This is a genomic window from Stenotrophomonas sp. ZAC14D1_NAIMI4_1 (assembly GCF_003086775.1).
Lineage (GTDB): Bacteria > Pseudomonadota > Gammaproteobacteria > Xanthomonadales > Xanthomonadaceae > Stenotrophomonas.
The window spans coordinates 2,399,568-2,419,689 of record NZ_CP026001.1; the positions used below are offsets into that span (position 1 = coordinate 2,399,568).

19 protein-coding genes and 1 pseudogene are annotated in these 20,122 nt (G+C 66.8%); 4 read left to right on the forward strand and 16 right to left on the reverse strand.

The annotated features are described in order from the left end of the window. Positions 1-11: 11 nt before the first annotated feature. Both glgX and C1927_RS11110 read right to left on the reverse strand, forming a co-directional pair. A complete protein-coding gene (glgX, locus tag C1927_RS11105) occupies positions 12-2,156 on the reverse strand; it encodes a glycogen debranching protein GlgX (RefSeq protein ID WP_108746700.1) in 2,145 nt (714 codons plus the stop codon). An 88-nt stretch (positions 2,157-2,244) separates the two neighbouring features. Further along, on the reverse strand, positions 2,245-2,535 hold the full coding sequence (locus tag C1927_RS11110; protein WP_108746701.1) for a hypothetical protein: 291 nt from the start codon (positions 2,533-2,535) through the stop codon (positions 2,245-2,247). Between the two features lie 178 nt (positions 2,536-2,713). Here C1927_RS11110 and C1927_RS11115 point away from each other — a divergent pair, with 178 nt between their 5' ends. Next, on the forward strand, positions 2,714-3,133 hold the full coding sequence (locus tag C1927_RS11115) for a BLUF domain-containing protein (RefSeq protein WP_079221903.1): 420 nt from the start codon (positions 2,714-2,716) through the stop codon (positions 3,131-3,133). A gap of 76 nt (positions 3,134-3,209) precedes the next feature. Further along, a pseudogene (locus C1927_RS11120) lies at positions 3,210-3,464 on the forward strand (hypothetical protein); the annotation flags it as partial. On the opposite strand, the gene C1927_RS21600 reads toward C1927_RS11120, so the two are convergent. The 3 genes from C1927_RS21600 to C1927_RS11135 all read right to left on the reverse strand — a co-directional run bounded on the left by C1927_RS21600 (position 3,380) and on the right by C1927_RS11135 (position 6,766). Further along, entirely contained in the window at positions 3,380-3,742 is a 363-nt protein-coding gene (locus C1927_RS21600) for a helix-turn-helix domain-containing protein (protein ID WP_237772053.1), read from the reverse strand. The pseudogene C1927_RS11120 and the gene C1927_RS21600 overlap by 85 nt on opposite strands. A gap of 175 nt (positions 3,743-3,917) precedes the next feature. After that, positions 3,918-5,216 carry a chloride channel protein gene (locus C1927_RS11130; protein ID WP_108746702.1) on the reverse strand — a complete coding sequence of 433 codons (1,299 nt, stop codon included), beginning with the start codon at positions 5,214-5,216 and terminating at the stop codon, positions 3,918-3,920. Positions 5,217-5,404: 188 nt separating this feature from the next. Further along, positions 5,405-6,766 (reverse strand): EAL domain-containing protein, encoded by a 1,362-nt coding sequence (locus C1927_RS11135; protein WP_108746703.1) that lies wholly within the window; start codon positions 6,764-6,766, stop codon positions 5,405-5,407. A gap of 312 nt (positions 6,767-7,078) precedes the next feature. Between C1927_RS11135 and C1927_RS11140 the strand changes: the two genes are divergently transcribed. Then, complete coding sequence (locus tag C1927_RS11140) at positions 7,079-7,639, forward strand: fasciclin domain-containing protein (protein ID WP_079221906.1); 561 nt, start codon at positions 7,079-7,081, stop codon at positions 7,637-7,639. 53 nt (positions 7,640-7,692) lie between these two features. On the opposite strand, the gene C1927_RS11145 is transcribed toward C1927_RS11140, so the two are convergent. From C1927_RS11145 to C1927_RS11170, 6 genes are all read right to left on the reverse strand, one after another. Then, the gene (locus C1927_RS11145; protein ID WP_079221907.1) at positions 7,693-8,130 is read right to left on the reverse strand and encodes a hypothetical protein; all 438 of its coding nucleotides are present in this window, start codon (positions 8,128-8,130) and stop codon (positions 7,693-7,695) included. 46 nt (positions 8,131-8,176) lie between these two features. Beyond that, the gene (locus tag C1927_RS11150) at positions 8,177-8,842 is read right to left on the reverse strand and encodes a carboxymuconolactone decarboxylase family protein (RefSeq protein WP_174208685.1); all 666 of its coding nucleotides are present in this window, start codon (positions 8,840-8,842) and stop codon (positions 8,177-8,179) included. Between the two features lie 76 nt (positions 8,843-8,918). Further along, a complete protein-coding gene (locus C1927_RS11155) occupies positions 8,919-9,398 on the reverse strand; it encodes a cupin domain-containing protein (RefSeq protein ID WP_079221909.1) in 480 nt (159 codons plus the stop codon). Beyond that, a complete protein-coding gene (locus tag C1927_RS11160; RefSeq protein ID WP_108746705.1) occupies positions 9,395-10,648 on the reverse strand; it encodes an MFS transporter in 1,254 nt (417 codons plus the stop codon). The genes C1927_RS11155 and C1927_RS11160 overlap by 4 nt, the downstream gene beginning before the upstream one ends. Continuing rightward, the gene (locus C1927_RS11165; protein WP_108746706.1) at positions 10,648-11,682 is read right to left on the reverse strand and encodes an alpha/beta hydrolase; all 1,035 of its coding nucleotides are present in this window, start codon (positions 11,680-11,682) and stop codon (positions 10,648-10,650) included. The genes C1927_RS11160 and C1927_RS11165 overlap by 1 nt, the downstream gene beginning before the upstream one ends. A gap of 14 nt (positions 11,683-11,696) precedes the next feature. Continuing rightward, positions 11,697-12,752, reverse strand: a complete 1,056-nt coding sequence (locus C1927_RS11170; protein WP_202818514.1) for an NAD(P)-dependent alcohol dehydrogenase — start codon at positions 12,750-12,752, stop codon at positions 11,697-11,699. 126 nt (positions 12,753-12,878) lie between these two features. Between C1927_RS11170 and C1927_RS11175 the strand changes: the two genes are divergently transcribed. Further along, entirely contained in the window at positions 12,879-13,775 is an 897-nt protein-coding gene (locus tag C1927_RS11175) for a LysR family transcriptional regulator (protein ID WP_079221912.1), read from the forward strand. A gap of 41 nt (positions 13,776-13,816) precedes the next feature. Here the strand turns inward: C1927_RS11175 and C1927_RS11180 are convergent, their stop codons facing one another. The 5 genes from C1927_RS11180 to C1927_RS11200 form a co-directional block, all read right to left on the reverse strand. Further along, positions 13,817-14,770: an alpha/beta hydrolase gene (locus C1927_RS11180; RefSeq protein ID WP_079221913.1), complete on the reverse strand. Its 954-nt coding sequence runs from the start codon at positions 14,768-14,770 to the stop codon at positions 13,817-13,819. 112 nt (positions 14,771-14,882) lie between these two features. Continuing rightward, the gene (locus C1927_RS11185) at positions 14,883-15,212 is read right to left on the reverse strand and encodes a hypothetical protein (RefSeq protein ID WP_108746707.1); all 330 of its coding nucleotides are present in this window, start codon (positions 15,210-15,212) and stop codon (positions 14,883-14,885) included. Between the two features lie 86 nt (positions 15,213-15,298). Further along, entirely contained in the window at positions 15,299-16,942 is a 1,644-nt protein-coding gene (locus C1927_RS11190) for an MFS transporter (protein ID WP_108746708.1), read from the reverse strand. Then, complete coding sequence (locus C1927_RS11195; RefSeq protein ID WP_108746709.1) at positions 16,936-18,219, reverse strand: alginate export family protein; 1,284 nt, start codon at positions 18,217-18,219, stop codon at positions 16,936-16,938. Before C1927_RS11195 ends, C1927_RS11190 begins: the two co-directional genes overlap by 7 nt. After that, on the reverse strand, positions 18,198-20,045 hold the full coding sequence (locus C1927_RS11200; RefSeq protein ID WP_174208727.1) for an amidohydrolase: 1,848 nt from the start codon (positions 20,043-20,045) through the stop codon (positions 18,198-18,200). The genes C1927_RS11195 and C1927_RS11200 overlap by 22 nt, the downstream gene beginning before the upstream one ends. Between the last annotated feature and the right edge of the window lie 77 nt (positions 20,046-20,122).

Genomic DNA, 20,122 nt, shown 5'->3' on the forward strand with positions numbered 1-20,122 from the left:
CTTTGTATTGCTCAGCCTGCAGCCGCTGCCCCGCACCGGAAAACAGTCAGGCTGCGTGGCGGGGCAAGGAACTGGCCAGCGCTCTGCACGGTCTGTTCGTCAGTGAGGCCCGCATCGGTGGTCAGCAGCATCGACCAGTCCAGCGCGGCACCTTCGTCGTCCGGCAGCGCAAAATCGACGCCCTCGTGATAGGCGTTGATGACGACCAGCACGCTGGCGTCGCTCGCATGTTCACGCACACCCGATGCCTGTGCCCTGCCCTCCAGCAGCAGGCCGACCGAACGTGCGCTCGCGTCATTCCAGTCGTCATCGGTCATTTCCCGGCCGGCCGGGTTGAGCCAGGTCAGATCGCGCACGCCGGCCTGCTCGTTGTACTGGCCGTTGAGGAAGCGGCCGCGGGTCAGGATCGGATGGCTCTGGCGCAGCGCCAGAAGATCACGCACGAACTGGGCCAACCGGCCTTCGGTGGTATCGCGTCCCCAATCGATCCAGGCCGTTTCGTTGTCCTGGCAATAGGTGTTGTTGTTGCCGCCCTGCGTCTGCGCCCGCTCGTCACCGGCCAGCATCATCGGCGTGCCCTGCGCAAGCAGCAGGGTGGCCAGCAGGTTGCGCATCTGCTGCTCGCGCAGCGCGTTGATGCCCGCGTCGTCGGTCGGACCCTCGGCACCATGGTTGCAGGACGAATCGTTGTTGGAGCCGTCCTGATTCCCTTCGCCATTGGCGTCGTTGTGCTTCTCGTTGTAGCTGACCAGGTCGTTGAGGGTGAAGCCGTCGTGCGCGGTGATGAAGTTGACCGATGCCCACGGGCGGCGGCCGCGTCGGTCGAACAGGTCCGCCGAGCCGGTCAATCGGGTGGCAAACTCAGCCAGCTTGCCTTCATCGCCTTTCCAGAAGCCGCGCGCGGTATCGCGGAACCTGTCATTCCACTCTGCCCAGCCGGGCGGGAAATGCCCGACCTGATAGCCGCCGGGGCCGCAGTCCCAGGGTTCTGCAATCAGCTTGACCTGGCTGAGCACCGGATCCTGGCCAACCGCATCGAGGAAGCCACCTCGCTGATCGAAACCGGTCGGTTCCCGGCCCAGGATGGTGGCCAGATCGAAGCGGAAGCCATCCACGTGCATGTCATGCGCCCAGTACCGCAGGGAATCGCAGACGAAGCGGATGGCCTGCAGGTTGCTCAGATTGAAGGTGTTGCCGGTGCCGGTATCGTTGATGTAGTACCGCTTGTCTTCGGCCAGGCGGTAGTAGCTGGCGTTGTCGATGCCCTTGAAGGACAGCGTCGGCCCCAGTTCGTTGCCTTCGGCGGTGTGGTTGTAGACCACGTCCATGAAGACCTCGAGCCCTTTCGCGTGCATGGCCTTGACCATGTCGCGGAACTCGTCGCGGTGCCCGCTGGCCAGGTAGCGGCGCTTGGGCGCAAAGAACGCCAGCGTGTTGTAGCCCCAGTAATTGCGCAGGCCCTTGTCCAGCAGATAGTTGTCATCCAGATAGGCATGGACCGGGAGCAGCTCTACTGCGGTGACGCCGAGGCCGCGGATGTAGTCCAGCACGGCAGGCTGGGCAAGGCCGGCACAGGTTCCGCGCACGTCGTCGCTGACCTCGGTGTGGCGCTGGGTAAAGCCGCGCACGTGGGTTTCGTATACGACGGTGCGGTTCCAGGGCGTGAGCAGGCGCTCATCGCCTTCCCAGTCATAGGTGTCTTCCACCACCACGGCTTTGGGCATGAACGGTGCGCTGTCGCGTTCATCAAAACTGAGATCGCCATCGGGGTGGCCGATGGTGTAGCCGTAAAGTTCATCGGCCCAGGTCAAGTCACCATCGATTTCACGTGCGTAAGGGTCGAGCAGCAGCTTGTTGTGGTTGAAGCGGTGCCCTTCCGCTGGCGCATAGGGGCCATGCACCCGGTAGCCGTAGCGCTGACCGGGCTTCACATCGGGCAGGTAGCCATGCCAGATCTCGTTGGTGTACTCGGGCAACTCGATGCGCTGCTCGTTGCCGTACTCGTCGAACAGGCAGAGTTCAACCTTGGTGGCGTGTGCACTGAAGAGCGCGAAGTTCGTACCTTGCCCATCGAATGAGGCGCCCTGCGGGAACGGGCGGCCTTCGCGGATGCGGGACGGGGTTGCGTAGCGGGTGGATTTGACCTGGTCGCGCATGGGGGAGGCTCTGTATGCCGGCTGCGGGCTTGCAACCGGGGAGCGCAGAGCATCCCTTTCATGCTGTAGAGGCTGCGTGGCGGCGGCATCACGCAGAATTGCGGCGGCCGGAGCGCGGCAGGCTGTCAAAGACCCCTTGGCCGATCGCCTGGCGATTGCTGCAATGGGTGCAGCTCAATACGGCGCCCCCGGAAATCGCTGTCAGTCCGACCGGCTCGCGCGCGACGAAGTCGCTGTCGCAGGTGTGGCAGTGCGCGTGCACCTTGACGATGCTCGGCCCGTCCGGTCGAGCGACGTCCAGGCATTCAACCTGGTCCAGTCGAAAGCGGCCGGTTTCGCCGGCGGCACCGCAGCTGTGGTGTTCCTCTCGCTCGCACATATGGTTTCCAGCCGTGGCGTTTGGTGCAGCATCCTGCTTTGCCGGGGAACATGGCGTGCTGCGCCCCTGATCCCTGCGTGAAGACGGGGGAAAGTCGGGAAATCCACTGGGCGGAAATGGTCAAGCGGACCACGGCTGGAAGGAGTACCTTGTTTCCAACCCATGACCGGACCCCTCCATGCTGCGTGCTGTCGCCTACCGAAGTGTTGCCGTGCCGGGAATTGATGCGCTACGCCTCGAGCGCATCGTGGAGGGCGCCCAGCGCTTCAACCGGATGGCGGGCGTGACCGGTGCCATGCTGTTCGATGGGGCACGCTTCCTGCAGTACGTTGAGGGGCCAGCGGATGGGATCGAGGGGGCGATCGGGCGCATCCGCGCCAGTGCCGACCATGATCGGTTGCACATGCTGGGCGATGCCGTGATCGATGCGCGTCGATTTCCCGCGTGGGACATGAGCTGCCTCATGCAGCCCAATACCGTGCTGGACCGGTTGTTCGTCGCTCGCTGGGGAACCGTGGACCACTCGCTTGATGATTCCGGCACGCATGTCGGTGGGGTGGTTCTTCTGCGCCGCTTGCTGGAACGACCGGACGCGTAGCCGCCATTTGCGGCTCGGTGGAGAAATGCACATGTCTGCGCCCCGTTGGATCTGACAATAGCCCGGCTGGCCTGCCTTTACATGGGACGCAACGGCAGTTGCGGGACTGCTGCGCGAATGCCAGCAGGTCCAGGGCCAGCTGCTCGCCATGGCTGGGGCCGCTACGGGCGAGCAGGTCAAGGCGCTCAATCGCGTTGCCCGAGCGCCTGGCCCGAGGCAGCGCCACCTGAGAACGGGGCCAAGGCCTCAGTCCAGGACCACGGAGAACCGGATGGCCAGCGCTGACGGTATTACGGCCACCCCTCGCCGCTTCAATTCCACCAGGCCGTAGCGTTCCATCACCTTCAGGGTGCGCGAGAGACTTGGTACCTTCCGTCCGGTCAACCCGGCAAGCTCGGTCAGGGATTGCGGCTCGCGCTGGTGCAGCGTGCGCAGGAGGCGACGGTTCTCATCGCTCAACACCGCAGCCAACGAAGACAACGATGCGAAGGTGATCGTATCTGGCTGCTGCTGCGGCGGCGGCGCGGAGCGCCCTTCCCGTTCGCCGCCGATGATGCAGCGGCGGCAGGCGGTCGTTGGGTGGATGGGAGTGCGGTCTGGCTCGTTCATCAGAGCAATCGGTTTGAGCAGCGCTGTAGTTTCGCGTTCCGCCCCGGGGTGGGATTGAACAAACCGCGCAATCGCGTGCTTCTGGCCGAACGTGTGTTGATGGTTTGCCGGCCAGCCGCCGGCACTACCGAGCATCGGCCGGAAAGAATGCCGACGTAGATCCGGCAGCGGGGCTTCACTTCACAAGCAGCTGCTCGGCCAGGCCGCGATAGATCGGCACCGGGCAGACCAGCCCGGACACCGCGCGGGCGATCAACACCGTAGCCAGGATGGGCAGCAGCAGGTCGCCGCTGTCGGTCAGCTCAAGCGAGATCACCGCCGATGTCAGCGGCGCCTGGGTCACGCCGGTGAGGTAGGCGCACATGCCCAGCAGCACGAAGGCGCGCGGGTCGACGGCGGGCATCAATGCGGCAAGGTTGTGGCCGATGCCAGCGCCCACGGCCAGTGCCGGCGAGAACAGGCCGCCGGGAATGCCCGCAATGTACGAGGCCAGGTTGGCGAGCAGTTTCATCAAGCCGAACTCGTGCCCCACCTCGGCGTGCCCCTGCACCAGGCTGCGTGCCTGCTCATAACCGGTGCCGTACGCCCCATCCCCGAATGCGGCGGCCAGGCCGACCACCACCAGGCCGCACCCTGCGGCGAGCAGCACCGGGTGCCGTTGCCGCAGCGTGCCCAACCAGCGCGGCCGGCCGGCAACACTGGCCAGCACCATGCGTGCGAATACCCCGCCCAGCAGGCCGGCGACCACCCCGCACATCAGGATGGCCAACCAGGCCTGGCCGAGCGGCATGCGCGCGGTCACGTGGCCGAAGTAGGTGTAGTTGCCGAGCAGGCCCAGCGAGACTACGCCGCCCACGATGACCGCGGTCAACAGCGTGCCCGAGAACCGATGCTCGAAGCGCCCGCTCAACTCCTCAATGGCGAACACGATGCCGGCCAGGGGCGTGTTGAACGCCGCCGCGATACCGGCAGCACCGCCTGCCAGCAGGAAGTGCGACAGTTCTCTGGGATCCTTGAAGCCGAACCAGCGCCCGAACAGATACATCAGGCTGGCGCCGACGTGGACGGTGGGCCCCTCGCGGCCGACTGATGCGCCACCGAGCAGCGAAAGCGAAGTCAACAGGAGTTTGCCGGCAGAAACCCCGGGCGAGAGATTGACCTGGCGGAAGGTTTCATCGGGCTTTTCCAGCGCGGCGATGACCTGGGGAATGCCGCTGCCCCGGGTCGGGCGCAGGGCGCCGCTGGTCAGCCAGGCGAGCAAGGCGAAGATACCCGGCGTGAGCAGCAGCGCCCACCACGGCGAGTGGTTGATGGCGCGCTGGAACAGGCCGAACGCTGCGTCGCTGGCCTTGGCGAACAGGATGGCGACCAGCGCGACGGCCACTGCGCCGATCCACAGCGCGGCGCGGCGACGCCAGGCTTCGCTGCGCAGGTGGCCGGCCAGAGAGGCCTGGATGCGGCGGAACGGGTTCATGGGCAGCAGTATGGTCAGTCTGGCCGGCCTGCGAAAGCAGCCGCCGTGGCGGCCCACCTTGCGGCATGCGGCGGCTGGGCCCGGAAAAGCCGGTGCCGAAGTCGCCCAGCGCGCAGGTGTAGGGCCGAGCCAACGCTCGGCTGCTCTCCGCCAAATGCAGCCGAGCACGGGCTCGGCACTACAGCTGATCAGTCGAGCAAGCTCGACTCTACCCGGGCGGCGAGCCACTGCTCCAGCGCGTCCTTCGGCATCGGCGGGGCGAACAGATAGCCCTGGAAGTGATCGCAGCCCAGGCCCACCAGCAGCTCCCACTGCGCGGTTGTTTCCACGCCCTCGGCCAGGGCACTCATGCCCATCACCTGCGAAATTTCCAGGATCTTGCCGAGCAGGCGCTGCGCGTTCTCCTGGCTCACGGCTTCGACGACAAACTGCCGGTCGATCTTCAGCTTGCGCACCGGCAGCGTGCGCAGGGTTGCCAGCGAAGAGTAGCCGGTGCCGAAATCATCCAGCGCCCAGGTCAGCCCCAGGGACTCGAGCGCCTTCATCTTCTCGATCACCATGCCAGCATCGTGCGACAGCGCGGATTCGGTCAGTTCCAGTTCGATCAGCGCCGGATCGACCTCGGCCTGGGCGATGACTGCAGCCACCGAGGGAACGAACGCATCGTCGAGTACCTGCACCGGGCTGATGTTGACCGCCACGCGCAGGTGCCGTGCATGCGCTGTGCTGGACCATTGCTTGAGTGTTTCGCAGGCCTGCCGCAGGACTTCCAGGCCGATGTCCCGGATGGCGCCACTCTCCTCCGCCTGCGCGATGAACGCGCCCGGTGGCAGCAGATCGCCGGAGGGCCGCCGCCAGCGCGCCAGCGCTTCCACCCCGGTGACCACGCCATTGCCGTGTACCTGCGGCTGGTAGTGCACTTCGATCTCACCATTGCGCACCGCACGGCCGAGCTCGCGCTCCAGCCGCAGGCGGTTGCCGATGTCCTTGCGGTAGATCGCAAAGATCGCGGCCAGCAGGATCATCGAGATGACCGTATTGGAACGCGCGCCCCACACGCGCACTTCGATGGGTGGCGAAGTGCCAGGCGCGAGGAAATCCAGCGCGCCGATGGCAAACGCGGCGAACGTGGCCAGGCAGACCAGCGGGAAGACCAGTGACCCGTAGCGTTCGCGCGCATCGAAGGTAAAGGCGGCACCTGCGGCCAGCGGCAGCAGGAACAGGTGCCCCGAACGCGGTACCCAGGCGATGGGAGCGTCGATGATGGCCACGCCCACCACGGAGAGGAAAACGCCATGGGCAACGATCAGCAGGGACGTGCCGTCGGCGCGGCGGCTGCGGACAACGGCCAGTACGCCCACCGCCATCACCCCGAGGAAAGGCGCGGCCAGCTCGGCACGGTCGACGTACAGGTAGCACGCCGTCCAGCCCAGGCCCAGCAGGATCGAAGAAATGCCTGCCAGTGACAGGATGGTGCCGATCTTCCTGCGGCGCGGTGCCTCCTGGAATTTCGGCAGGCCCTGCCATTTCCGTGCTGCTCTGTTGGGCATCTGCCGAAGCGTCCTCTTGGCGTCCGGGACGCGCGTGGTCGCGCCCCGGACGAAGGGTAGCAAAGCCCGCGCGCGGGCCAAATAGTGCCGTTTTTCTGGCGCGTGCCGGGTCTACGGCGCCTGCCCTTCGTCACGCCTCGTCAACGTCGTTGAACCATTCAAAAGACGGTTGCAATCGGCCGCATCCAAGCGCCCTGCATGACTCGTAGAGATAGGCACAACTCGCTGGCAAGGCTCCCATGGGCGCGTTATCCGCAGGCATTCCTGCATTCATGAAGAGGCCGAAGGGCCTCGTCCAGCGAGGACACGAACATGCGTAGCCAGATCCAGCGTCTTGCCATTGCCGCGGGCATCGCGGTTGCTTGTGCCGCACCCGCAGCGTTTGCGGCCGATAACCCGATGGTGGGCGGCGTGCCGATGTATGCCAACAAGACCATCGTGGAGAACGCCTCGACGGCCAAGGACCTCAGCACCCTGGTGGCCGCGGTGAAGGCGGCCGGCCTGGTGGACACGTTGAGCGGCAAGGGCCCGTTCACGGTGTTCGCGCCCACCAACCAGGCCTTCGAGAAGCTGCCCGCCGGTACGGTGGACACCCTGCTGAAGCCTGAAAACAAGGCCAAGCTGAGCAAGCTGCTGACCTACCACGTGGTGTCAGGCACCTACACCTCCACCCAGCTGACGGCGGCCGCCCGCAGCCACGGTGGCACCAGTACCCTGAAGACCGTGCAGGGTGAGCCGCTGACGGTGAAGCTGCAGGACGGCAAGGTCTGGGTGATCGATGCCAAGGGCGGCAAGGCATCGGTGACGACCGCCGATGTCATGCAGTCCAACGGCGTGGTGCATGTGGTGGACAGTGTGCTGATGCCGAAGTAACGGCTGCTGGCGGAACCCGTGGTGAGCCATGGGTTCCGCTCTGCTGCGCGCGCTCAGTGCACCTGCGGCTGGCGGCGCGCATCCAGCGCTTCCTTGATGCGTGCAATATCGCGGCCGCCCGCGTCGGCCAGCCGCCGCACCTGCTGTCGCTCGAGGGGCGGCAGCGGCGGCGGTGGTGGCGCTGCCTGGGGAGGCGGTGTTGCACTGACCAGCCGTGCCACGGCATCGCGCAGCCGCAGTTCCGGGTAGAGACGTGCTGCGCACCAGCGCTCGGCAAAGCGTTTGCCCTGGCGGATGCTGGCAGCACGCACATCCTTGGTCTGCCACATCTTCTGCCCCTTCATCCAGAGACGAACGCCCGGCCGCCCGTCCGGGGCGACCGCGGCGATTTCGCGTGCGTTCCACCACAGCACCCAGCGCTCACCGGTCTGCACCCAGCCGGAGACGATGCGTGCGCGATTGACGTCTTGATGTGCGGAGGGCGTAAGCATGGCCCAGAGGATACGGAGGGCGGTCTCACGGCCTGCGACGTTGGGGTTATGGTTGCGTTTTCCGCAGCAGTGCCTGTCGGACCCGCTGCGCCGGAACGGCATCCACGCAGGTCTCCAGGGTATCGGCCAGCTCGGCCAGCGCGTCCTTCCCTACGCCGATGTTCATGCTCATCCCGATGTGGGCGATTACCTGTGCATCCGCCCCCTCGATCATGGACAGCATGCTGAGCGTGGCCAGTTCACGGCTCTGCCAATCCAGGTTGTCGCGCGCGAAGATGTCACCGAAAAGATGGGTGCGCAGGTACGTGTTGGCCGCGGGTGCGAAATCAAACAGTGGACCCGCCACCGGGGCGCCAGCCAGCACCGTCTGGTTGTCCGTGCCGATTTTCAACAGGGCCTCGCCCTGCGGGGCAGGCGTGCTGGGTTGGCGCCCGGGGTCGTCGTGCAGGCCACGCGCCGCGCGCGCTTGCACGACCTCCATCAACTGGCCCAGCGCGTTGAGGCTGCGCGGAAAGCCGGCATAGGCGTAGAGCTGCAGCAGGACCTCACGCACGTCGCTGATGCTGAGTCCCGCATCCAGTCCTGCTTCCAGCGCCGGCTTCAGGCGCTCGAGGTTGCCTGAGGCCGCGAACGCCGCAATCGGAACCAGCGCCTGCTGCCGTTGGCTCAGCGACGCGAGGGGCGGCATTTCGTTACGGGGTGAAGTGTTCATGGGCAATGGCTCCTGTGCGTTCGTGGCGGGCAGTCCCGCCAGGATGAGTGTGGCCAGCAGCAGCCACGACTTCGTTCTAGCGGGCGTGGTACTGCGCATCGTCCACCTTCTCCATCCACTCCACGTTGCGGCCATCGATCGTCCCGGTCACGGCAAGGTGGGTCATGGCGGTCTCGGGGGCGGCGCCGTGCCAGTGCTTTACGCCCGGTGGGCACCAGACCACGTCGCCCGGGCGGATGACCTGGACTGGCTTGCCCCATTCCTGTACCAGCCCCACCCCACTGGTGACCAGCAGGCGCTGACCGGCCGGATGGGTGTGCCAGGCCGAGCGCGCGCCCGGTTCGAAGGTAACCAGGCCGCCGGAGGCTGGAATGCCGCCCTCGGCCGGCCAGACCGGGTCGATCCGCACGCGGCCGGTGAAGTACGCCTCTGCCCCGGGCTGCGATGCCTGCTCGCCAGCGCGGGCGATGGTCTGCTGGCCTGTGTCGGCTGCGGCAGCAGTCGCGGTAGGCAGCGCGGTGGCGCCAAGGGCGAGCATGAGGAAGGAAGTGTTCATGGTGTTGGCTCCTGCGTGGAGGGTTCGGGCTGACGTGTCCAGGTGGGTTCGGATTGGCTGCGGGTTACACGTGGCGCCAGCGGGCGTTGGCCCGCCGCGGTGCGCCAGGCGAGGACGGCGGCCACGCCTAGTACGCCTGCGCTGGCCGCGAAGGTGCTGCCGTGGCCACCGTGGTCGTACAGTGCGCCGCCCAGGGTGGAGCCCACGGCAATGGAGCACTGCACGACCGCCACCATCAGGCCGCCGCCGGCCTCGGCGTCGTCCTTGAAGGTGTCCGCCAGCCAGCTCCACCAGCCCACGGGGGCGGCGGTGGCGAGCAGGCCCCACGCCGAGAGCAGCGCCGCGACCGGCCAGAGCTGGGTGCCGAACGGCACCAGCAGCAGGGCGATGGCTGCCATCAGCATCGGGATGCACACCAGCGTGCGGTACAGCCCGTGCGCGAGTGCGCGGCCAACCAGTACGGTGCCGATGAAACCGGATACCCCGATCGCCAGCAGCACCATGGAAAGCGCGGTGGCGCCCGCATGGGTGACGGTTTCCAGGAACGGGCGGACATAGGTGAACAGTGCGAACTGGCCCATGAAGAAGGCACCGCAGGCAGCCATGCCCCATCGCACCGGCCGGCGCCGCAGCAGGGCCAGCACCTTGCCTGGCGCGGCGGTGGTGCGCGCAGGCATGCGTGGCAGGCTGGCCCACTGCCAGGCGAACGCCAGCGCCGCGACCGGAAGCAGGCACAGAAACGCACCGCGCCAGCCGATGATCCCGCCGAGATAGCTGCCCAGCGGCGCCGCGACCACCGTGGCCAGCGCATTGCCGCCGTTGAAGATGGCCAGGGCACGCGGGACATGCGAGGGTGGCACCAGGCGCATGGCGGTCGCCGCCGACAGTGACCAGAAGCCGCCGACGACCACGCCGATGAGCGCGCGCCCGGCCATGTACACCGCGTAGCTGTGCGCGGTGGCCACGACCACGCCGGACACCGCCATCAGCGCGGTGAGCAGCAGCAGGACCGTTCGCCTGTCCAGGCGCCCTGCCAGGCGCGCAATGGACAGGCTGGTGAGCACGGCAAACGCACCGGAGATGGCGATGCCGTAGCCCGCCAATCCCTCGCTCACCTGCAGGTCGGCAGCGAGCGGGGTAAGCAGGCTGACCGGCATGAACTCCGAGGCGATCAGCGCAAACACGCACAGGGTCATGGCGAAGACGCCGCCCCAATGTGCGCGCGCCGGTGCGTTCTGGTCGTCGGTCATCACGGCGCCGCCAGTCCCTTCTGGAAGAACGCCGCCAGCCGGCTGAAGGGAATCAGCTGGGTGCGATCGTAGAGATCCACATGCCCCGCCCCTTTCACCCAGTACAGTTCCTTCGGCTGGCCGGCGCGGCGATAGGCATCTTCACTGAACGCGCGCGAATGGGCGTGGTCGCCACTGATGAACAGCATCGGGCGCGGCGCGATGGTCTCGATGTCGTTGAACGGATGGAAGTTGAGGAACTTCACCAGGCTGCTGAACAGCGGCATGGTGGTCTGGTCCGCCTGCTGCCCGGATGGGGTGTAGGCGCCGCGCGGGGTACGGTAGAAATCGAAGAACTCGCGCTGCACTTCGGGCGTGTCCGCGCTGAGTTCGGTGACCGTGCCCGGCACATAGCGTGGTGCGGCACCATTGAATTCCGCCTGGCGCTGCTCGATGGCGGACTGGATCATCGCCTGGCGTTGGGCCAGGCTCTGCGAGGCATTGAGGCCGTTGCGCATGGCTGCCCCCATGTCGTACATGCTGACGGTGGCGATGGCCTTGATGCGCGGGTCGATCTTCGCCGCGCTGATCACGAAGCTGCCGCTGCCGCAGATGCCGAGCGCGCCGATGCGGCTGCCATCGACGATCGACTGGGTCGCCAGGAAATCCACGGCGGCACTGATGTCGTCGGCGTAGATCTCCGGTGCGACCATGTGGCCAGGCGTCCCTTCACTCTCGCCCCAGAAGGAAAGATCGATGGCCAGGGTGACGAAACCCTGCTCGGCCAGTTTCTGCGCATGGAGATTGGAACTCTGCTCCTTCACCGCCCCCATCGGGTGCCCGACCACGATGGCCGGGTACTTCGTGCCGGGTGTGCGGTCCTTGGGCAGGAACAGGTTGCCGGCCACCTTCATCTGGTACTGGTTGTGGAACGTCACCTTCTGCGAGGTGACGCGCTCGCTGCGGTAGAAATTGTCGGCTCCGCGGGACAGGTCCTGCGCGGACGCCGTCATCGAACCGGCCAGCAGGCCGGCAAGGAGGAGGAAGTGCTTCATGGTGAGGCCTCCCTTCAGGCCGAAAGCGTGGCGGTGTCCATCACGAAGCGATACTTCACATCGCCCTTGAGCATGCGTTCGTAGGCGTCGTTGATTTCATCGGCGCGGATCAGCTCGATGTCGGCCACCACGCTGTGCGCGGCGCAGAAGTCGAGCATTTCCTGTGTTTCGGCGATGCCGCCGATCATCGACCCGGCCAGCGTGCGGCGCTTCATGATGAGGTTGAACACCGCCGGCGACGGATGCGGCGTTGCCGGTGCACCGACCAGCACCATGCCGCCATCGCGCTTGAGCAGGACCAGGTAGGCGTCGAGATCGTGCGGGGCCGCCACGGTGTTGATGATCAGATCGAACGATTTCGCATGCGCGGCCATTTCGTCCGCCGAACGGGACACGACCACTTCATTGGCACCCAGCGCCAGAGCCGCTTCGCGCTTGCTTTCCGAGGTGGTGAATGCCACCACGTGTGCGCCCAGCGCATGGGCCAGCTTCACGCCCATGTGGCCCAGGCCGCCGATGCCGACGATGCCGACCTTGCTGCCCGGGCCGGCGTTCCAGTGCTTCAGCGGCGACCAGGTGGTGATGCCGGCGCACAGCAGGGGCGCGACGGCGGCCAGCTGGTCTTCCGGGTGGCGGACGTGCAGCACGTAGCGCTGGTGCACGACGATCTGTTCGGCGTAGCCGCCGAGGGTATGGCCCGGCGCATCGCTGGTGGGGCCATTGTAGGTACCCACCATGCCGTCGCAGTAGTTTTCCAGGCCATCGCCGCAGTCCTGGCAGTAACGGCAGCTGTCGACGATGCAGCCGACACCCACCAGGTCGCCGGCGTTGAAGCCCTGCACCTGGGCGCCCACGGCGACTACGCGGCCGACGATCTCGTGCCCGGGCACGCAGGGAAACAGGGTGCCGGCCCATTCCGCGCGGGCCTGGTGCAGGTCTGAATGGCAGATGCCGCAGAAGGCAATGGCGATCTGCACGTCGTCCGCGCCGGGCGCGCGGCGGGTGATGTCGATGGCTTCAAGGGGGCGGTCGCCGGCATGGGCGCCGTAGGCTTTGACGGTCAGGGACATGGCCGATGCATCCTGGGGTGGGAGGTGGCGGCCATTGTGCCGAGCCCCTATTGGCTTGATTAGCCAATTGAACCTTTTAGGGTCTATTAGCCCTGCTAATCAATCTGCCGTGCCACACTTCGCCCCATGGCCAGACGCAACCTCAACGATCTCCTTGCCTTCGTCACGGTCGCCCGGGAAGGCAGCTTCACCCGCGCGGGCGCCGTGCTGGGCGTCTCCCAGTCGGCGCTGAGCCAGGCCATCAAGGCGCTGGAAGAGCGGCTGCAGATCCGTCTGCTGACCCGCACCACGCGCAGCGTCTCGGCCACGCCGGCTGGCGAGCGCCTGCTGGAGGCGATCGGAAATCGCTTTGATGAAATCGAGGCCGAACTCGATGCATTGACCGAACTGCGCGAGAAGCCTGCGGGTACGGTGCGCCTGACCTGCGGCGATCACGTACTGCGAACCGTGCTGCTGCCGCGGTTGTTGCCTGTGATGCAGCGCTACCCCGACGTGAACATCGAGTTTGACGTGAACTATGGCCTGCGCGACATCGTCGCCGACCGCTTTGATGCCGGGGTTCGCCTGGGCGAGAGCATCGACGGCGACATGGTCGCGCTGCCGATTGGACCCCGGCTGCGGATGGCCGCCGTGGCAACACCGGACTACTTCAGCCGGCACCCGGCACCGAAGGTGCCGGCCGATCTGACCACGCACAACTGCATCAACATGCGCTTTCCCACCACCGGCGGCCTGTACGTCTGGGAATTCGAGCGACGCGGCCGGCAGGTGAATGTGCGGGTGGATGGACAGGCGACCTTCAACAGTTCGCCGCACATCGTGCTGGCAGCACTGCAAGGCCTCGGCATCGCCTTCCTGCCCGAAGAGGAGTTCGCGCCGCATCTGCAGGAAGGGCGGCTGGTCCGCACGTTGCAGGACTGGTGCCCGCCCTTCTCCGGCTACCACCTGTACTACCCGAGCAGGAAACAGCACTCCCCTGCCTTCGCGCTGGTCATCGAGGCGCTGCGCATCCAGGCCGGATGACATCCGGAACAGGGCCCCGGCACATGCCAGGGCCCCGTCACTCACTTTTCCTGCAGGAAGGTCAGCAGGTCCTGGTTGACCTTGTCCTTGTGGGTGTCGGTCAGGCCGTGCGGTGCGCCCGGGTACACGATCAGCTTTGCGCCCTTGATGAGCTTGGCCGACATGCGGCCGGCCACGTCGATCGGCACGATCTGGTCGTCATCACCGTGGATGACCAGGGTCGGCACGTCGAACTTCTTCAGGTCGGCGCGGAAGTCGGTGGCCGAGAACGCGGCGATCGAATCGTAGGTGTTCTTGTGCCCACCCTGCATGCCCTGCGCCCACCAGGCGTCGATCAGGCCCTGCGAGACCTTTGCGCCCGGGCGGTTGAAGCCGTAGAACGGGCCGGACGGAATGTCCTTGTACAGCTGCGCGCGGTTTTCCATCTGCGCCTTGCGGATGCCATCGAACACTTCGATCGGCAGGCCGTTCGGGTTGTCGGCGGTCTTCAGCATGAACGGCGGCACCGAGCTGATCAGCACGGCCTTCTTGACCCGGCTGGTGCCATGGCGGCCGATGTAGCGCGCCACTTCACCGCCACCGGTGGAGAAGCCGACCAGGGTCACGTCGTGCAGGTCCAGGGTGTTGATGACCGTGGCCAGGTCATCGGCGTAGTGGTCCATGTCGTTGCCATCCCAGGGCTGGCTGGAACGGCCATGGCCACGACGGTCGTGCGCGATCACCCGGTAGCCGTGGTTGGCCAGGAAGATCATCTGCGATTCCCAGCTGTCCGAGTTCAGCGGCCAGCCGTGGCTGAAGGTGACGACCGGGCCGTCCTTCGGGCCCCAGTCCTTGTAGTACAGCTGCACGCCATCGGCGGTGGTGATGTAGCTGGCGGTGCGCGCGATGCTGGTGACGGCAGCCGGCTTGGCCGGTTCGGCGGCCTGTGCGGACAGGCCAGCCTGGACAGACAGGGCCAGCGCGGCGGCGGCCAGGGTACGGGTGAAGGTGTTCATGGATGAACTCGCTTGGGTGGGTGGTGTGGGACGTACTGTGCGCCCGATTGCAGGCGCATCGGTGATGTATGGTCTGTAATACTTGATAGATCGTCTTGCACCGTTGTGCGGATCACGGCCGCGCGCAGGCGATGGCGTCGCAGCCGCCGGCAGCGATGCGGCCCTTCTCCAGCACCAGGATCCGGTTGGCGGCCCACAGTGCGCAGGACATGGCGATGCAGTCACAGCGCGCAGGTTGTTTCTGCTTTTCCCAGAGCAGCTCGAAGTAGCCCTCGCCGACCCGGCCGCGGATGGTGCCCGCCGCCTCGTGGTGTACCGATCCACTGCAGGTCAGCCCCCGGTGCAGGCCCCAGCGATGCAGCTCGGGCAGTGACTTCGAGCGCAGCGCCTCGTCGACCAGGCCCATGAGGCCTGCGGATGTCTGTGTTGCCAGGTACTGCATCGGGGGTTTCCGGAAAGGCCTGATGTGCGCAGGGCGCCTTGTAGGGCGCCCTGCGGTGTAGCCACGTGCGGCAGACAACGGCGTTGTCAGATGTCCTGGTGGTGGTGTGCAGGCGGAGCCACCGGCGCATCGCCGCCGCCCACGAAGTGGCGGACAACCGGGGCGCGCTCACCCCTGTGCAGCGCCCGCAGCGCTTCCTGGATCTGCTTGTCGTCGGCGGTGATGCGTTCGTGCTGGCGCAGGTGTTCCAGCCAGGACGCGGCGACGAAGTACTCCAGGTGGATGCCCGGGCTGGCCACATCCTCGACAACACCCCAGACCACGGCACCGTCGCGGCGGCGGATGATGCCGAGCTGATGCATGTGCTTGTGGAAGGCCGCGCGATCCGCTTCGTCGATGCGGTATTCGAGCGTGACCAGCACCGGGCCGCGATCATGCGAGACGGCCACCGACAGCTCCGGTGCGGGCCAGTGCCCTGCAGGACGCAGGTTCAGTTCTTCGGTACCGGCAATACGCACGCGCCAGACCAGCAGGCCACCGACCGCCGCGCCGATGGCGGCCACCATCAGGGCCAGCTCCGGCGAGGTCTGCTGCGCCAGCGCGCCCCAGCTCAGGCCACCGGCGGCCACGCCGGCCGAGAAGATCATGATGTACAGCGCCAGGGCACGCGCACGCACCCACGCCGGCACCGCGGTCTGCGCTGCGATCTGCAGCGAGGACAGCACGGTGATCCATGCAAAACCATTGATCATCATCACCGGCGGCAGCAGGTACCAGCTGCGCAGCAGTGCCAGGCCCACCAGGCTGGCGGCCAGCGAGAGCGTGGCCAGCAGCACCAGCAGGTCGCGGTCGAGCTTCGCGCGCAGCTTGGGCAGCAGCAGTGCGCCACCGACGGCACCGATGCCGATGCAGCCCAGCAACATGCCGTACTGCCCTGCCCCGCCGTGCATCTGGCCGCGGACGACGACCGGCAGCAGCGCGTTGGCGGCGGCAGCAAAGAAGAAGAAGCCGACCGACTTGATCAGCACCGCCTGCAGCTTGCCCGCCTTCGTGGCGTAGCGGATACCGGCCTTGAGGCCGGCGCCGAAACCTTCCGGCGGCAGGCTCGAAGCGGCTGCATCGCGCTTCCACGCCCACACCACCACCAGCATGGCGGCAAAGGTGATGGCGTTGAAGGCAAACGCGTACATCGCACCGAGCTGGGACACGATGACGCCACCGATGGCTGGACCAATCGAGCGCGCGATATTGATGCCGATCGAGTTGAGTGCAACCGCCGAAGCCAGCATCGGCTGCGGCACCAGTTCGGAGACGATCGCGGCCTGCGCGGGCATCGCCATGGCCGCGCCACAGCCCATGCAGAACGTCAGCAGCACCAGCAGTTCCGGGGTGAGCATCTGCAGGTGGGTCAGCACGGCCATCACCAGTGCCACCAGCAGCATCCAGCCCTGGGTGAACACCAGGTACCTGCGGCGGTCGACGATGTCGGCCAGCGTGCCGGCGGCCAGTGCCAGCAGCACGATCGGCACCGTGGTGGCCGACTGCACCAGGGCCACCATCAACGGCGAGCCGGTGCGCTCGGCCATGACCCAGGCCGCGGCCACGTCATTGACCCAGGTGCCGATGTTGCTGGCCAGGATGGCCAGCCACAGCGACCGGAACATGCCGATCTTCAACGGGGACCAGGCACCGGCCTGCGAAGTGTTCTGTGATGCGGCTGCATTCACCATTGCCATGCTCCAACGATCGAGGCGAACAGCGTGTCCTGGCCGCCGGCCTGCTTCAGTGCAGGGCCCGCATCCATCCAGGCCAGCTGCAGCTGCCATTGCCAGTGTTCGCTGGCCTGCCAGCGTGTTTCGGATTTGTATTGATTGCCGATGCGGCGGGGGCCGCCTGCCGTACCTGGCAGGGCCACCAGCGGCGCCGGCGTGGTGTAGACCGCATCGGCGCGGCGGTGCTTCCAGGCCAGCTGCACGCCCAGTTCGGTGGTCACCTTTTCATGCAGGCGCAGGGCCAGCGTGGGTTGGATGTCCATCAGGTTGGCCGGCGCCAGCAGGCTGGCTTCACTGAAGTAGGCCGACTTCGGGTACAACGCATTGAACGTGCCCAGGCGACCATCGTGCAGGTTGCCATCGCCACTGGCGATGTCCGCCTTGACGCCCAGCCGCGGCTGCAAGGGCACGTTCTGCCACTGCCAGCCGGTGTCCGTGGCCACCGTCCAGGCACGGATGTCCAGGTCGGCCGCTGCGGTGCGCAGTTCGCCGCCCTGGGCGACCAGCTCGGTGTTCCAGTCCAGGCCGCCCGCGCGGCCGAACCAGCGCGCACCCAGGGTCTGGCGGCGCTCGATGCCGCTGCCGGCGGCAAAGCGGCCCGCCTCCCTGCGGTAGTCGAGCAGGTACAGGTCCCACTGGCCGGGCCCGTGGCCGCGTGCGGTGGTGGCATAGGCACCCCACAGGTGCGCGCCCTGTTCGCCACGGTCATCAAACGCGCCCGGGCGGTTCTCGACCGCGCGCAGTGCCATCAGGTCCAGCGTGCCGAGGCGACCGTTCCAGCCGACGCGTGCACCGTCGAACGCCAGGCGGATGTTCGGCCCGTCACGCACGGACAGCAGCCGCGAGCTGCCGTAGCCGGCTTCCTGCCGCCCCAGCTGCACGTGCATGCCGTTGTTTTCCCAGCGCCAGTACGCCTGCTGGATGTCGAGCGCGCCACGATCGGTCTTGCCCGGGCCGCCGGCCTTGCCTTCCTCGGCATGGGCACCCAGCTGCAGCATGGCCTGCCAGTTGTCCTGGCGGTACCGCGCCGATGCAAGGGCGCGCAGCAGTCCGTAGCCGTCCTCGCTTTCGCCGATGCCGAACCGGGTCGGGTCGTAGTACATGCCGCGCAGGCGCAGCGAGGCATCCAGCTGCAGCTGGCCATCGCCTACGTCGGTACAGGCGCCACCGCCGCAGGCCAGGGCCAGCGACGGCGTGGCCAGCAGGGCCAGGGTCAGAACGCGAAGCATGAGCATCCCATTGCACCCCAGAACGAGGTCAGTTCATTGGTCGGCGCGGCGTGCAGCGCCGCATGGCCGTGCGCACCGTGGGCACCGCAGGGCGCGCCGTGGTGGTGGTGATGGGCCATGGCCAGGCCGGTGGCGGTGCCGCCGACGTGGTAGCCACCGAACTTGTTGACCGGCGACCAGTCCGGCATCGCCGGCGGCAGCGGTGCAGCGAGGCCTTCGAAATCGCCATCGGAGTGCACGATCCTGCCGCCGACCACGGTCAGCAGGCTGGTGATATCGGCAATCTGGCTGTCGTCGACGCGGAAGAAATCCGAGGACAGGATGCTGAAGTCCGCCAGCTGGCCGACCTTCAGGGTGCCCTTGGTGTTCTCGTCACCCGAGAACCACGCGCTGCCCTGCGTCCACAGGCGCAGCGCCTGTTCGCGTTCGAGCAGGTTCTCTTCGCCATACAGCGCCAACCCACCCACGGTGCGTCCGGTCACCAGCCATGACAGCGCCACCCACGGGTTATAGCTGGCCACGCGGGTGGCATCGGTACCGGCACCCACCGGCACGCCTTCGGCCAGCATGCGCTTGACCGGCGGTGTGTGCCGCGCGGCCTGCACGCCGTAGCGCTCGACGAACGCCTCGCCCTGGTAGGCCATGCGGTGCTGCACGGCAATGCCGCCGCCCAGCGCACGGATGCGCTCGATGTTGCGCGGGGTGATGGTTTCGGCGTGGTCGATGAACCAGCGCAGGCCGTCGAACGGGATTTCGCGGTTCACCTGCTCGTACACGTCGAGGATGCGGGTGATGCTCTCGTCATACGTGGCGTGGATGCGGAATGGCCAGCGTTTCTGCACCAGCAGCTTGACCACGTCGTGCAGTTCGGGCTCCAGCTCCGGCGGCAGTTCCGGGCGCGGTTCGTTGAACAGCTCGAAATCAGCCGTCGAGAACACCAGCATTTCGCCGGCCCCGTTGTGGCGCAGCAGGTCATCACCCTGGCGCGGCGTGAGCATGTCCGTCCAGCGCTCGAAGTCGGCCATCTCCTGGCCCTGCTTCTGGGTGAACAGGTTGTAGGCGATGCGTACGGTCAGCTGGTCATCGCGGTGCAGCTGTTCGATGACCTGGTAGTCCTCGGGGTAATTCTGGAAGCCACCACCGGCATCGATCACCGAGGTGATGCCCAGCCGGTTCAGCTCGCGCATGAAGTGGCGGGTGGAATTGGCCTGGTACTCGATCGGCAGGCGCGGGCCTTTGGCCAGGGTTGCGTACAGGATGAGCGCGTTGGGCTTGGCCAGCAGCAGGCCGGTCGGGTTGCCCAGCGAGTCGCGCACGATCTGGCCACCCGGCGGATCCTTCGTATCCTTGGTGTAGCCCGCCGCGCGCAGCGCCGCGCGATTCAGCAGTGCGCGGTCGTACAGGTGCAGCAGGAACACCGGCGTGTCCGGTGCGATGTCGTTGAGTTCCTGCAGCGTCGGCAGGCGCTTCTCGGTGAACTGCGCGGCAGTGAAACCACCGACCACGCGCACCCATTGCGGTGCCGGGGTGCGGTCGACCTGGGCCTTCAGCATGGCCATGGCATCGGCCAGCGAGCGCAGGCCATCCCAGCGCAGTTCCAGGTTGTAGTTCAGGCCACCGCGGATCAGGTGGGTGTGGCTGTCGTTGAGTCCGGGGATGAGCCGGCGCCCCTGGCCGTCGAGGATGGTCGCCTCGGCGGCCCAGCCCCGCATGACCTCTTCGTTGGTGCCCACGGCCACGATTCGGCCATCCTGCACGGCCAGCGCCTCTGCATGCGGCATGGCCGGGTCGAGGGTGGTGATGCGGGCGTTGCGGATGACCAGGGTGCTCATCCGCTTGCTTTGTTCGGGCGAGAACACCTTGGCGAAGCTGCGGCCGACGAAGCCCATGGCCAGGGCGGCGCCTGCGC